Source organism: Blastococcus saxobsidens (assembly GCF_002938435.1).
Classification (GTDB): domain Bacteria; phylum Actinomycetota; class Actinomycetes; order Mycobacteriales; family Geodermatophilaceae; genus Blastococcus; species Blastococcus saxobsidens.
Genome location: NZ_POQT01000002.1, coordinates 22,880 through 36,456 on the forward strand (window position 1 = coordinate 22,880; position 13,577 = coordinate 36,456).

Here is a 13,577-nt window from a genome sequence, read left to right on the forward strand (position 1 = left end):
GATCACGCCGGCGACCCCCTGGCTCAGCGCCCGCCGGCCGGGGCGAACCGGTCCGGCACGCGACGGATGACCGGTCACAGCACCGGTTCCGCGTGCGCGCATGCCCGGTTGCGCCAGGATCGGCCGGGTAGGCGGAGGAGCGACATCCGCCCGACGAAGAGGCAGGCCTGCGATGATCGACCACTCGACCGTCACCTCGGACTTCTACGACCTCGAGGCCCTGCTGGACGACGACGACCGGGCCCTGCTGCACCGGGTGCGCACGTTCATGGACGAGCAGGTCGAGCCGATCATCAACGAGTACTGGACGCGGGCGGAGTTCCCGAGCCAGCTCATCCCGGCCATGGCCGAACTGGGCATCGCGGGCACCTCGATCCAGGGCTACGGCTGCCGGGGCAGCTCGCCGCTGCTCGACGGGATGATCGCCATGGAGCTGTCCAAGGGGGACCCGTCCATCTCCACCTTCATGGGGGTGCACGGCGGCCTGGCCATGGGCTCGATCTACCTGTGCGGCTCCGAGGAGCAGAAGGAGCGCTGGCTGCCGGCCATGGCGCGCATGGAGCTGATCGGCGCGTTCGGCCTCACCGAGCCCGAGCACGGGTCCGACGTCGCCCGCGGCCTGCAGACGACCTGCCGCCGGGACGGCGACGAGTGGGTGCTCGACGGCGAGAAGAAGTGGATCGGCAACGCCACGTTCGCCGACCTGATCATCATCTGGGCCCGGGACGTCGAGACCGAGCGGGTGCTCGGCTTCGTCGTCGAGCAGGGGACGCCCGGCTTCACCGCGGTGAACCTGGAGGACAAGATCGCCCTGCGCGTGGTGCAGAACGCGCACATCACGCTCGAGGGCGTGCGGGTGCCCGAGGAGAACCGGCTCCAGGAGGCGCACAGCTTCCGGGAGACCGCCGACGTGCTGCGGATGACCCGCGCCGGCGTCGCCTGGTCGGCCGTCGGCTGCTCGCGGGGTGCCTACGAGCACGCCCTGCGCTACGCCCTGGGCCGCGAGCAGTTCGGGCAGCCGATCGTGGAGTTCCAGCTCGTCCAGGACCTGCTGGTGCGGATGCTGGGCAACATCACCGCCTCCGCGGCCATGTGCACCCGGCTGTCGCAGCTGCAGGGCGCGGGCACCATGACCGACGAGCAGGCGTCGCTGGCCAAGGCGTTCTGCACCATGCGGATGCGGGAGACCGTCGGCTGGGCCCGCGAGCTCATGGGCGGGAACGGCATCCTGCTGGAGAACCACGTGGGCCGGTACGTCGCCGACGCCGAGGCGATCTACAGCTACGAGGGCACCCGCGAGGTGAACACGCTGATCGTCGGCCGCGGCGTCACGGGGGCCAGCGCGATCGTCTGACGACGTCCTACTGGCGGTCCCACCAGGCGCGGGCCGCCTCGGCGGGTGTGCGGCCGTCGAGCTCGACCGCGCGGTTGAGCTCGACCAGGTCGGCCGTCGTGAGCCGTGCGCTGGTGTCCTCCAGCGCCGACCGCAGCGGTTCGGCCCACCGGTCGAGCACCTCGGCCCGCACCATGGGGATGACGTTCTCCCGCGGCTGCAACCCGCGGTCGTCGGCCAGCAGGACCACCGGCGCCACCGCCAGCCGGGCGTCGGTCGTCTCGAGCATGCCCACCTGGATCTGGCCGGACAGGAGCGCCTCCAGCGTGGCCGCCCGCGAGGGCATGCTGGTCACCGCGCCGAAGCGGAGCCCGTACCGCTGCTCGAGGCCCAGCAGGCAGAACGGCCGGTCCGGGCACTCCGGCGGACCCCCGAAGGCCAGCTCACCGGCCAGCGGGGTCAGCTCCGACAGCCGGGTGACGCCGTGCGCCTCGGCGAACTCCCTGGTGACGGCGAACCCGTTCTGGTCCTCGGCGGCCGCGGCGGCGAGGACGGCGACCCCCCGGCCGCCCATCGTCCGGGTGAGGACGGCGTGCATCCTCTCCGGCTCCGTCGGAGGGCGCGGGAAGCCGGGGCGGGCGAACGCGAGCGCCGTCCCGAGGTAGTCGATCACGACGTCCACCACGCCCTGCTGCAGCGCCGGCGACACCACCTCCCGCGTGCCGATGCCGTGCTGCACGGAGACGGGCAGACCTCGGCGGCGCGCGGCCTCGGCGTAGACCTCGACCAGGATCTGGTTCTCCGGGAAGTCGTAGGAGGCGAACCGGACGACGTCCGGAGGGTCCGGCGCCGGCCGGCCCCCCGCGCCGCACCCGGTCAGGGCAGCGACCAACAGCAGCACCGCCGCGACCGTCCGGCCACCGTGCACGGCAGTCACCTCCGCCGTTCCGGGCCCGCGCGCCGGTCACCGCCGGTCGCGCGGAGGCGGCCACCGTAGCGCCGCCCGGGGCCAAAGGGATGGTCTCGACGGCCCCGGAGGAGCAGCATCAGCCGGCATGGCGTCGCTGCCGCAGGCGCTCCCGGAGCCGAGGGCGGCGGGTCCGGCCGAGAGACCCGCACCGCCACCCGTCGCGCGCGTCCGGCGTCGTCGTCGGCCCTCGGGCGAGCCGCCGCCGCTGCCCCGGCAGCTCCGTGCGTCGGGCAGGTGGTGGCTGGGGCTCAGCGCGCTGGTGCTGCTGGCGTGCGTGGCGGTCGTGGCCACCGGCACCATCCGCTACGTCGACGTCGCCGACACCCGGGTGCTGCAGGCGATCGCCGAGATCCGCTCCCCCGCGCTGACCGCCGTCGCCGAGGTGCTCGGCCTGCTGGCCAGCGACCCGGTGCTGCACGCCATCTGGCTGGTCGACCTGGTGCTGCTGGCCGTCTTCCGCCGCTGGCGGCACCTGATGGTGTGGCTGGGGGTGGGCCTGCTGGTGATCAACGTGGGCGCCGCCATGGCCACCACCCTGCAGCGCCCACGCCCGTTCGAGGTCGAGGTGCTCGGCGAGTGGTCGGGGTTCGCGATGCCGTCCCTGCCGGTGACGGTGCTCGCCGCCCTCCTGGTGAGCACGCTGTACTCCCTGGTCCCGCCCGGCCGGAAGCGGACGGTCGGCAAGTGGGTGGTCTGCGGGCTGCTGGTGCTCACCGCCGCCTCACGTCTGTACCTGGCCCAGGACCACCCCACGGGCGTGCTGGCCGGCGTCGTGCTGGGCGTGGCCACACCCCTGGCGGCCTTCCGGCTGCTCACGCCCAACTCGGTGCACCCGGTGCGCTACACCCGCGCGCGGCCGGCGCACCTGGACGTCTCCGGCGACCGCGGCGCGGCCATCGTGCGAGCCCTGCGGGACCAGCTGGGCCTGGTGGTCACCGACGTGTCACCGTTCGGCCTGGCCGGGTCGGGCGGCTCCACCCCGCTGAAGATCACCGTCAAGGCCGACGACACCGTCCGCGCCGACGAGAGCTGCGTCTTCGGCAAGCTCTACGCGGCCACCCACGTGCGCTCCGACCGCTGGTACAAGCTGGGCCGCACGCTCCTCTACGGCCGCCTGGAGGACGAGAAGCCCTTCCAGAGCGTGCGCCGGCTGGTGCAGTACGAGGACTACATCCTCCGGCTGTTCAGCGACGGCGGCCTGCGCGTGCCCCAGCCCCTCGGCATCGTCGAGATCACGCCGGAGCGCGAGTACCTGCTGGTGACGGAGTTCATCGCCGGCGCGCGGGAGGCCGGCGAGGCCGAGATCGACGACGCCGTCATCGACCAGGGGCTCGGGATCGTGCGCCGGATGTGGGAGATCGGCATGGCGCACCGGGACATCAAGCCGGCCAACCTGCTGGTGCGCGACGGCACCCTGTACCTGATCGACTCGGCCTTCGCCGAGGTGCGCCCGAGCCCGTGGCGGCAGGCGGTGGACCTGGCGAACATGATGCTGGTCCTGGCCCTGCGCACCGACGCGGAGCGGGTGTACCGGCGAGCCCGCCTGCACTTCTCCGACGAGGAGATCGCCGAGGCCTTCGCCGCCACCCGCGGGTTGACGATGCCCTCGCAATTGCGCCGGATGCTGCGCCAGCAGGGTCGCGACCTGCAGGACCAGTTCCTCGCCCTGCTGCCCTTCCGGCTGCCGCCGGTCCGCATCCAGCGCTGGACGTGGCGGCGGGCCGGCCTCACCGTCGTCGCCCTCGCCGCCGCGGCGATCGCGGCCTACGTGTCGGCCGGAGTGCTGGCGGCACCGCTGTGAGGCGCCGGCTGCACCGCACGGCGCTGCCGCTGCTGGCGGCGGCGCTGCTGGCCGGCTGCGGTCAGCCGGTGGTGCTCGGCGAGGAGACGCTGGCCTGCCGCAACGGCGACGAGAACCTGCCGGCCAACGGCGTCGTGCTCATGGCGCAGTCGGTGCCGAGCGCCACCTGGGTGCCGTGCCTGGAGGTCATGCCCCTGGGCTGGGATCTCGCCGGGATGGAGGCCGACGAGTCCTCCGCACGCTTCTGGCTGGACTCCGACCGCGACGGCGTGCACGCGCTCGAGATCCGCCTGACCGCGTCCTGCGACACCCGGGAGGCCACCGAGATCCCCAGCGAGCGGCAGGGGATGCGCCGGTGGGAACGGGTCACCCAGGTCACCCCGCAGTACGTGGGCACCCGGTTCTACGTGTTCGACGGGGGCTGCCTGAGCGTGCACTTCCGGCTCTCCGGGCAGAACCGCTCGGAGCCCCTGGGCGTGGCGACGCAGGGCGTCGGCGCGGTGACGCGCGACGAGGTGCGCGCCGCCGTCCACGACCAGACCGAAGGACGGCTGCAGCTCGATCCTCCCGAGGACGGTGGGCGGTGAGCGCCGGCGCCGCCGTGCGCATCCGGAGGCCCCGCCCGGGCTGGTACCGCCTCCTGGCGCCGGTGCTGTCGGTGGCCCTCGTCGCCGCCGTCTTCGTCTGGTTCCTCCCGCAGTTCGCCAGCCTGTCGCAGGTGTGGACGGCGATCGTCGGCATGACGTGGGTGGAGAAGTCGGCGCTGGTGCTGGCCGCCGTCTGGAACCTGGCCACCTACCAGTTCGTCGTCGTGGCGACGACGCCCGGCATGACGATGCGGCAGGCGACGGTGGCCACGGAGGCGGCGACGGCGGTGTCCAACACCGTCCTCGGGGGCGCCGCGATCGCGGTGGGCCTCACCTACGCCATGAACTCCTCGTGGGGTTTCTCCCGCTCCCGGACGTCGGTGGCGCTGCTCGTCGCAGGGCTGTGGAACAACTTCGCCAAGCTCGGCCTGCCGGTGCTCGCCCTCGTGCTGCTGGCCTTCTCCACCCCGCCGTCGACCGGTCGGCTGGTCGCCGGGCTGGTCGGGCTGCTCGGGCTGGGCGCGGCCGTCGCGGTCCTCGGGACGGTGCTGCGCAGCACCGAGACGGCGGCGCGGGTGGGGCGGGTCGCGGCGCGGGCGGTCAGTGGCGTGCGCCGGGTGTTCCGCCGCGGGCCGGTGACCGGCTGGGACCGGGCGACGACGAAGTTCCGCGACCGCACCGTCCTGCTGCTGCGGGCCCGGTGGCACTGGATCACCCTGGCCACCCTGGTGAGCCACCTGTCGCTGTTCCTGCTGCTCCTGCTGTCGCTGCGCTTCGTCGGGGTGGCCGCCGACCAGGTGAGCGGCGTGGAGGCACTGGCCGTGTTCGCGTTCGCCCGGTTGCTCACGGCGGTGCCCTTCACCCCGGGCGGCCTCGGCGTCGTGGAGCTGGCGCTGATCACCGGCCTGGCGGCGGCCGGTGGACCGCACGCCCTGGTGGCCGCGTCCGTGCTGGTTTTCCGGGCGCTCAGCTACGTCCTGCCGATCCCGGTGGGGGTGGCCGGGTACCTGTTCTGGCGGCACAACCGGTCGTGGCGGCGCGAACCCGGTACCGCACCGCGGACCGCCCTCGTCCCGGAGGCGGCGTGACCAGCCGCCCCGGCGGCTCCCGGCCATGGGAGGCCTGATGCTGGTCGACTCCCGGCGGGGGCTCGTGGTCAGCGGTGTGCTGCTGGCCGGCGCCGGTCTCGTCGGCCTGCTCGTCGTCTCGCCCGCCACCGCACCGGCCGTCCAGGCGGTGGACGACGAGGTGTGGCGGTGGGCGGGCTCGCTGCGCAGCGACGGCACGACGAGCGTGGCCGTGGCCCTCTCCTGGATCGGCAGCGCCTCGGTCAACTGGGCGCTGCGCGCCGTGGCCATGGTGCTGCTCGCCTGGCGGCGGCACTGGCTGCGGCTGGCCGCTTTCGCCCTCGCCGTCCTGACCAGCGAGCTCTTCATCGGCCCGGTCAAGGCGGCGACCGACCGGCCCCGGCCGCCCGGTGCGCTGATCGAGACGACGGCCGCCTCCTTCCCGTCGGGCCACGCGATCGCCACCGCCGTGACCGCCCTCGGCCTCGTCCTGGTGTTCGCCCCGCCGGGCCCGTCGCGCTGGTGGTGGGAGGTGCACGCGGTGCAGTTCACCGCCGTCATGGCCCTCTCGCGCGTCTACCTGCGGGCGCACTGGCTGTCCGACACCCTGGCCGGCGCGCTGCTCGGGGCGGGGTTGGCGCTGGGCTGGCCCGCCCTGCTCATGGCTCTGCGGCACCGGCGCGACCCGACCGCCTCCACCAGGTGAGACCGCCCTGCCGGACGCCCGGCACTGTGGTTCAGTGAGGAAGGCCACATTCGCGCCTGGACGGACGGCAGCCCCTGCAGGCGGCGCTCGAAGGGAATCCCCATGGCCCAGCCCGCCACCGAACCTGCCCGCACCGCCTCCACGGCCCGGCCCGAGGCGTCCGACGGCGCGCCCCCCGCCGGGTCGCCGGCGCAGGCCGCCGAGGCCGCGACCGGCCTGGACATGGTGCTCGTGGACGCCGCACGCGGTCCGCTGCGCCGTCTCGTGCCGCCGGCCGGGACGGCCCTGCGCCTGGCCTCCGCGCTGGCCCGCAAGCCCGACACCGTCGCGCGACGGGCCGGGGAGCTGGCGCAGGAGCTGGGCCGGATCACCACCGGCCGCTCGGAGCTGGCGCCCGGCAAGAAGGACAAGCGGTTCGCCGACCCCGCGTGGAGCGGGAACCCGCTGCTCAGGCGCGCGATGCAGTTGCACCTGGCCACCGCCCGCACGGCCTGGGAGCTGATCGAGGACGCCGACCTGGAGTGGCAGGACGACGAGCGGATCCGGTTCACCGCGACGAACCTGGTCGATGCGCTGGCGCCGAGCAACGTGCCGGTGCTCAACCCGCTGTCGCTCAAGGCGGCCATCGACACCGGCGGTGCCAGCGCCGTCGAGGGCCTGCGCCGGTTCGTGCGCGACCTCGCCAGCCCGCCGCGGGTCCCGACCATGGTCGAGCCGGACGCGTTCACCGTGGGCGAGGACCTCGCCGTCACGCCGGGCGCCGTCGTGCTGCGGACGCCGGTGTTCGAGCTGATCCAGTACCGGCCGACCACGGAGAAGGTGCGCGCCGTGCCGCTGGTGATGGTCCCGCCGACGATCAACAAGTACTACATCACCGATCTGGCGCCGGGCCGCAGCATCGTGGAGCACTACGTGGGCGCCGGCCAGCAGGTCTTCATGATCTCGTGGCGCAACCCCGACGAGCGGCACGCCGACTGGGACCTCGACACCTACGGGCAGGCGCTGATCGACGCCATGGACGCCGTCGAGCGGATCACCGGCCAGGAGCAGGTCGCGCTCCAGGCGTTCTGCTCCGGCGGGATCATCACCGCGATGGTGCTGGCGCACCTCGCCGCGGTCGGCCGGCAGGACCGGGTGCGCGCGGCCAGCTACGCCGTCACGGTCCTGGACTGGTCGCGCGCCGGCACGGTGTCGGCCCTCATGGACCGCGAGGCGGTGGAGGCGGCCACCGCGCGCTCCCGGAAGAAGGGCTACCTGGACGGCGCCCAGCTGGCCGAGGTCTTCGCCTGGCTGCGGCCCAACGACCTGGTGTGGAACTACTGGGTCAACAACTACCTGCAGGGCAAGCCGCCGCCGAACTTCGACATCCTCTACTGGAACGCCGACACCACCCGGATGACGGCGGGGCTGCACCGCGGCTTCATCGACGTCGCGGTGCGCAACGCGCTGACCCAGCCGGGGGCGGTGAGCATGCTCGGGTCACCGGTGGACCTCTCCGCGGTCACGGTCGACACCTACGCGACCGCGGGCATCGCCGACCACCTGTGCCCGTGGCAGGCCTGCTACCGGACGACGCAGCTGCTGGGCGGCGAGAGCCGGTTCGTGCTCTCGACCAGCGGTCACATCGCCTCGCTGGTGAACCCGCCCGGGAACCCGAAGTCGACCTTCCAGGTGGCGGAGAAGACCCCGCCCGATGCCGATACGTGGCTGGAGCAGGCCGAGACGGTGCAGGGCTCCTGGTGGCCGGACTTCACGGCCTGGCTGGGCGAGCGCTCCGGCGAGGAGATCCCGGCGCCGGAGGCGCTGGGCGGCAACGGGCTCGACGTGCTCGGGGACGCGCCCGGGACCTATGTCTTCGACAAGTAGCCGGGAGGTCGTCCGCAGCCTGACCGTCGGCGGCCGGACGCTGCGCGCCTCGGTCCGGCGCGGTACGGACGACGACGTCCCGCCGCTGCTGCTCATGAACGGCATCGGCGCCAGCCTCGAGGTGCTCCAGCCGTTCGTGGACGCGCTCGATCCCCGGCGGACCGTCATCCGCTTCGACGTCCCCGGGGTGGGCGGGTCGCCGCGGCCCGTCGTCCCCTACGTCCTGTCGACGCTGAGCCCGGTGGTGGCCGGGCTGCTCAGCCGGCTGGGCTACGAGCAGCCGGTCGACGTCCTCGGGCTCTCCTGGGGCGGCGGGCTGGCCCAGCACTTCGCCGTCCAGCACCGGCGGCGCTGCCGGCGGCTGGTGCTCGCCGCGACGGCGACCGGCTCGATCATGGTGCCGGCGCACCCACGGGTGCTCGCGCGCATGCTCACGCCTCGCCGTCACCGGGATCCGGACTACGCCCGGCGCATCGCCGGGGACATCTACGGCGGCACCATGCGGACCGAACCGGAGCGGGCCGCGGCGGTGCTGCACTCGCACACCCGGGTGGGGCCCAAGCGCGGCTACTACTACCAGCTCGCGTCGAGCACCGGCTGGAGCAGCCTGCCGTTCCTCCGGCTGATCCGGCAGCCCACGCTCGTGATCGCCGGCGACGACGACCCGATCATCCCGGTGGTGAACGCCCGGGTCATGGCCCGGCTCATCCCCCGCGCCCAGCTGCACGTCTACGACGGTGGCCACATCGCGCTGATCACCGAGGCCGGCGAGCTGGCCCCGGTGGTCGAGCAGTTCCTCGACGGGTGACGGGAAGGATCAGGCCCCGGCCCGCTGGCCGGCGACGTGCTCCTCGTACCTGTCCAGGACGTCGTCGATCAGCTGCGCGTGTGTGTAGTCGACGACGTCGTAGCCCAGCGGTCCGGGGTCCCGACCGCCCGCGTCGAGCCTGACGACGGCGCCGGACCCGGCCGCAGCATCGGACTGCTCGCCGCGGCCGCCGATGTTCGCGGTGACCCTCGGCCGGATGCAGTACCGGAAGGGCGTCCCGCCGTGGACCTCCGCCGAGAGCTCGACGCCCTGACCCCCCGTTCCCTCGTCGACCATGCGCGTCCGGGATTCGACCTCGCGCGCGCGCAGCTCGGCCGCGGCTTCGGCCAACGCGGGGACGACGGTCTCCCGGAGGTACTGGTCGGCCCGTTCCCGGCCCCGGGGAGCCGACGTGTTGCGCCGCCTCAGCCGGCCCCGCGACCGCATCCGCCGGCGGGCTCCCGGTCGGCCGGTGGGCCAGACCCGGTGCCGGTTGGCCCCGCGGTCGGCCTCCTGGCGCAGCGCCCGGTACAGCCCGACCATCACCAGCACCATCACGAAGCCGAAGGGCAGGCCCATGATGATCGTGGCGTTCTGCAGCGCGGGCACGCCGCCGACCAGCAGCATGGCCGCGGTGAGGACACCGGTCGCCACCGCCCAGAGGATCCTCAAGCCCGCTGCGGCGTCGTCCTGCGGCCGTGGGAGCCGGGAGGACAGGTTGGCCATCACCAGCGCACCGGAATCGGCCGACGTCACGTAGAAGAGCAGCCCGACGAAGGTCGCGATCGCCGCGATGAACGGGAACGCGGGGTAGTCGGCGAGGAGCGTGTAGAAGCCCCGCTCCGGGGTGTTCATCGCCGTCTCCCCGAACGCCGCGTCGCCCTGGCGGATCCGGTCGATCGCGCTGTTCCCGAAGATCGACACCCACATGAGGATGTAGCTGAACGGGAGCAGCAGCGTCCCGGCGACGAACTGGCGGATCGTGCGACCTCGGGAGATGCGGGCGAGGAAGAGGCCGACGAAGGAGGCCCAGGCGATCCACCACGCCCAGAAGAACAGCGTCCAGCCGTTCAGCCACTCGTCAGGCCGGTCGTACGCGAACGTGTCCAAGGTCCGGCCGGGGAAGCTGCTCACGAAGTCGCCGACGTTCTGCACCAGGCCGTTGAGCAGGAAGGCCGTGTTGCCGGTGACGAGGACGAAGGCGGCCAGCCCCATCGCCAGGAGCACATTGAGCTGTGAGAGCCGCTTGATGCCCCGGTCGACGCCGCTCACCGCGGACACCGCGGCCACGCCGACGGCCAGGCCGATCAGGCCCAGCTGCGCAGCCCGGCCCTCGGGGATGCCGAAGAGCACGGACAACCCGTAGTTCAGCTGGACGACGCCGATGCCCAGCGACGTGGCGACGCCGAAGATCGTGCCCAGGACGGCCGCGATGTCCACCCCGTCGCCCAGCGCTCCGTGCACCCGCCGGCCGAAGACCGGGTACAGGGTGGAGCGGATCGCCAGGGGCATGTTCCGGCGGTAGGCGTAGTAGGCCAGCGCCATGCCCATCAGCGCATACATGCCCCAGCCGTTGATGCCGTAGTGGAACAGCGTCCACACCGTCGCCTCGCGGGCGGCCTCCACCGTCTCGCCGTCCCCCACCGGCGGGGCCAGGTACTGGGTGACCGGCTCGGCGACGGCGAAGAACATCAGGTCGGTGCCGATGCCCGCGGCGAAGAGCATCGAGGCCCAGGCGAAGGTGCTGAACTGCGGGGTGGAGTGCTCGGGGCCGAGCTTGACCTTGCCGTACCGGGAGAAGGCGATGGCCAGCACGAAGACCAGCACGGCCGTCGCGAAGGCGATGTAGAACCAGCCGAACCACTCCGACGTCCAGCCCACCAGTGACCCGATGGTGTCCGCCGCCGCCGCAGGGCTCACCGTGGCCCACAGTGCGACTGCCAGAACACCGACGACCGAGCCGACGAGCACCCGGCCCTTCACCCCGGTCCCGGCGTCCGCGGAGTCGACCTCGGGGACGCTCATGCCGGCCCGTCCGGTCCGGTCGCCGCTCGTAGCGCTGCCCTCGGATGCGGTTCGCCGGTCACCGGCCGGATGGTGGCACATCCGGCCGCGGGCGGCAGAACGCAGCTGTCGGTGACGCCTGCCAGAAGGGGGTCAGCGGCCGCCCGGGGTGACGAGATAGCCGCCCGTCGTGCCGTAGGGCTCGACGACGAAGCCGAGCTGGGTGAGCACGTTCGCGACGGCGACGGTCATCGAGAACTGGACCGCGTCCCCGGCCTCGGTGCCGCGCACCTGCTGCACGCTCATCCGGTCGTGCTGCCGCCAGGTGACGACGAGACCGCCGGACTCCGGGTGCGGCGTCAGGCAGGCCCCACCGGAACGGGGGGCGTCCGCGTCCTGGTCGTCGCAGTCGTGCAGGGGCAGACCGGCCTCCAGTAGCGCGGCCGTGACGTCCACGGCGAGCGTCGTCAGCGCGTCGTCGTCCTCGATGAACGCGGTCCACTCCACCGGCAGGCGGTCGAGCTGGCGCCCCAGCTCCTCCAGCCAGGCCCGCTCCTGCGGGGACTGCCGGCGCAGCACGCTGCCGTCCTCGCGCTGGGCGCCGTAGACCGCGCGCGCCGTCTCGGGCAGCGCCAGGGCGAAGGCCGCCCACTCCGCGTCGATCTCGTCGTCGAAGGGACCGGCCAGCGGCGCGCCGGGCCCGTCCACGAGCCACCACCCGGTGGCCATCGGGGCCAAGGCGGTCAGCCGCCCGGCAGGGTGCGTCGCCACGGGCACCGGTGCGGGGGTGGCCTGCGCCGCCGGCCGGTGCACGGCAGCGGGCTGCGCGGACCCCTGCGACCCGGGGCTGTTCCGGGCAGCAGCCGGCTGCTGCGGCGCGACCGTCGGGGCCGCGGTGCTCGCCTGCGGGTCACCGGCGGTGGCATCGGCGACGGCGTCCCGCCGGCTGGGTGCGCCGGAGCGTTCGAGCTCGTAGCGCGCCGTGGAACTGGCCCCCAGCACGATGACCAGCCCGAGGCTGGCGAACAGGGCGACCGCGAGCCACATCAGCTCACCAGGCACGCCAGGCCCCCCGCGGCCCCTCGCCCCAGGCAGCCGCCCGGTGCGTCCAGTCCTGGGCACGGGCCAGCAGCCCGGGGCCGGGAGCAGTCACCGGCGAGGGCAGCGGCGCGGGCTCCATCAGCTCCAGCAGCAGTCCGATGCCGCCGTCGACGGGCAGCCCTCCACCCGTGGCGGGAGAGGTGTGCACCGACTGGCCGGACGTGTTCACGCTGAGCTCCTCACGGTCGTGCTCCGCGGCTGGGGAAGCGCCGCGGACAGCCCGAAGGCTAGGTCCGGGAAGGGGCTCGGAAGGCCGCCGCGGAACACCCCGTGGACGGCACGTTTCCGATTCGTTGTGGAGGCCTGTTCGGCCGGTCGATGACCCGTCCTCCGGGCGGCCGCCTTGTCGACAAACCGTGGATTCCGAGCGTGGAGGGGCGGGATCGCGGTGTCGGTCATCCCGGCGGCACTCCGGCACGACGGCGTGTCGGAGGCCGGCCGCCCGGGCGGAGCGGGGTGCTCCACGCCGGCGCGTCCCTCCCTCCATCGGCAGGGCGGCCCGCCACCGGTACCGCCGCAGGTCCATCAGGGGCCCAGTCGTCCGCTCCGGGGGTTCTGTTCGCTTCGGCGGTCCTGCAGGACTGCCGGTGCGCGAGGACCACCCCCGGAGCGGGACGAGCGGCGGCCGTCGGCTCAGCGGAGCGGGCCGCCGACCTCGGCGAGCCCCGGGCCACCGAGGACGACGGTGGCCCCGCCGGCCTCGATCGCCTGCAGCGTCCGGAGCTGCAGGAGCCCCGGCTGCTCGGCGACCATCTTCGCCGCGTTGGCCAGCGCCCGCGCGGCCGCGACCTCCGACCGCGCGCGCTCCAGGGCCGCCTGCCCCTGCGCGCGCGCCGTCACGACCTCCGCGGCCGCACGCCGCAGCTCCGCCGGCACCATGACGTCGCGCAGCGCCAGCGTCTCGATGCCGATCCCGACCGCGGCCGCCGCGGCGGTGGCAGCCTCGCGGATCTCGTCCGGGACCGTCCGCCGGTCGCTGAGCAGGGTCTCCAGCGACCGCGCCGCGACGGCCTCCCGCAGCGCGAGCTGCAACGCGGCGTACAGGTGGCCGTCGGAGTCGTCGACGGCCTCGTGCCAGCGGCGGGCGTCCACGGTCCGGCAGGACACGGCGAGGCTCACCTTCACCGACAGCCCGTCGGCGGTGAGCACCTCCTGGGTCGGGACGACCAGCATCCGCGGCCGCACGGCGACGCGGACCCTCCGCCGCCGCCACCGGGTGCGCCGGTGCGCGCCGGCGCCGAGCACCTCCTCGAAGCGCCCGTCGCGGTAGACGAGCACCCGTTCCCACTCCTGCACGACGATCCGCACGTCCGACGACCTCCCTCCGGTGTCCT

Annotated in this window: 12 protein-coding genes; 7 read left to right on the forward strand and 5 right to left on the reverse strand. The window is 73.8% G+C overall.

Annotated elements, in window-relative coordinates:
- Positions 1 to 172 precede the first annotated feature (172 nt).
- Positions 173 to 1,354 carry an acyl-CoA dehydrogenase family protein gene (locus C5507_RS01420; protein WP_104526765.1) on the forward strand — a complete coding sequence of 394 codons (1,182 nt, stop codon included), beginning with the start codon at positions 173 to 175 and terminating at the stop codon, positions 1,352 to 1,354.
- A gap of 7 nt (positions 1,355 to 1,361) precedes the next feature.
- Here the strand turns inward: C5507_RS01420 and C5507_RS01425 are convergent, their stop codons facing one another.
- Entirely contained in the window at positions 1,362 to 2,234 is an 873-nt protein-coding gene (locus C5507_RS01425) for an ABC transporter substrate-binding protein (protein WP_242611192.1), read from the reverse strand.
- A 154-nt stretch (positions 2,235 to 2,388) separates the two neighbouring features.
- Here C5507_RS01425 and C5507_RS01430 point away from each other — a divergent pair, with 154 nt between their 5' ends.
- From C5507_RS01430 to phaZ, 6 genes are all read left to right on the forward strand, one after another.
- Positions 2,389 to 4,104, forward strand: a complete 1,716-nt coding sequence (locus C5507_RS01430) for a phosphatase PAP2 family protein (RefSeq protein WP_104526767.1) — start codon at positions 2,389 to 2,391, stop codon at positions 4,102 to 4,104.
- Positions 4,101 to 4,691: a hypothetical protein gene (locus tag C5507_RS01435; RefSeq protein WP_242611193.1), complete on the forward strand. Its 591-nt coding sequence runs from the start codon at positions 4,101 to 4,103 to the stop codon at positions 4,689 to 4,691. The genes C5507_RS01430 and C5507_RS01435 overlap by 4 nt, the downstream gene beginning before the upstream one ends.
- Complete coding sequence (locus C5507_RS01440; protein WP_104526768.1) at positions 4,688 to 5,779, forward strand: lysylphosphatidylglycerol synthase transmembrane domain-containing protein; 1,092 nt, start codon at positions 4,688 to 4,690, stop codon at positions 5,777 to 5,779. Before C5507_RS01435 ends, C5507_RS01440 begins: the two co-directional genes overlap by 4 nt.
- Before the next feature lie 37 nt (positions 5,780 to 5,816).
- A complete protein-coding gene (locus C5507_RS01445; RefSeq protein ID WP_104526926.1) occupies positions 5,817 to 6,464 on the forward strand; it encodes a phosphatase PAP2 family protein in 648 nt (215 codons plus the stop codon).
- Between the two features lie 102 nt (positions 6,465 to 6,566).
- On the forward strand, positions 6,567 to 8,330 hold the full coding sequence (locus C5507_RS01450; protein WP_104526769.1) for a PHA/PHB synthase family protein: 1,764 nt from the start codon (positions 6,567 to 6,569) through the stop codon (positions 8,328 to 8,330).
- On the forward strand, positions 8,314 to 9,138 hold the full coding sequence (phaZ, locus tag C5507_RS01455; RefSeq protein ID WP_104526770.1) for a poly(3-hydroxyalkanoate) depolymerase: 825 nt from the start codon (positions 8,314 to 8,316) through the stop codon (positions 9,136 to 9,138). Before C5507_RS01450 ends, phaZ begins: the two co-directional genes overlap by 17 nt.
- A gap of 9 nt (positions 9,139 to 9,147) precedes the next feature.
- Here phaZ and betT read toward each other — a convergent pair whose 3' ends face one another.
- The 4 genes from betT to C5507_RS01475 all read right to left on the reverse strand — a co-directional run bounded on the left by betT (position 9,148) and on the right by C5507_RS01475 (position 13,551).
- Entirely contained in the window at positions 9,148 to 11,163 is a 2,016-nt protein-coding gene (gene betT / locus C5507_RS01460; protein ID WP_104526771.1) for a choline BCCT transporter BetT, read from the reverse strand.
- Positions 11,164 to 11,295: 132 nt separating this feature from the next.
- Positions 11,296 to 12,204 carry a hypothetical protein gene (locus tag C5507_RS01465; protein WP_104526772.1) on the reverse strand — a complete coding sequence of 303 codons (909 nt, stop codon included), beginning with the start codon at positions 12,202 to 12,204 and terminating at the stop codon, positions 11,296 to 11,298.
- Complete coding sequence (locus C5507_RS01470; RefSeq protein ID WP_104526773.1) at positions 12,194 to 12,412, reverse strand: hypothetical protein; 219 nt, start codon at positions 12,410 to 12,412, stop codon at positions 12,194 to 12,196. The genes C5507_RS01465 and C5507_RS01470 overlap by 11 nt, the downstream gene beginning before the upstream one ends.
- Before the next feature lie 464 nt (positions 12,413 to 12,876).
- The gene (locus tag C5507_RS01475) at positions 12,877 to 13,551 is read right to left on the reverse strand and encodes a slipin family protein (RefSeq protein WP_104526774.1); all 675 of its coding nucleotides are present in this window, start codon (positions 13,549 to 13,551) and stop codon (positions 12,877 to 12,879) included.
- Positions 13,552 to 13,577 lie beyond the last annotated feature (26 nt).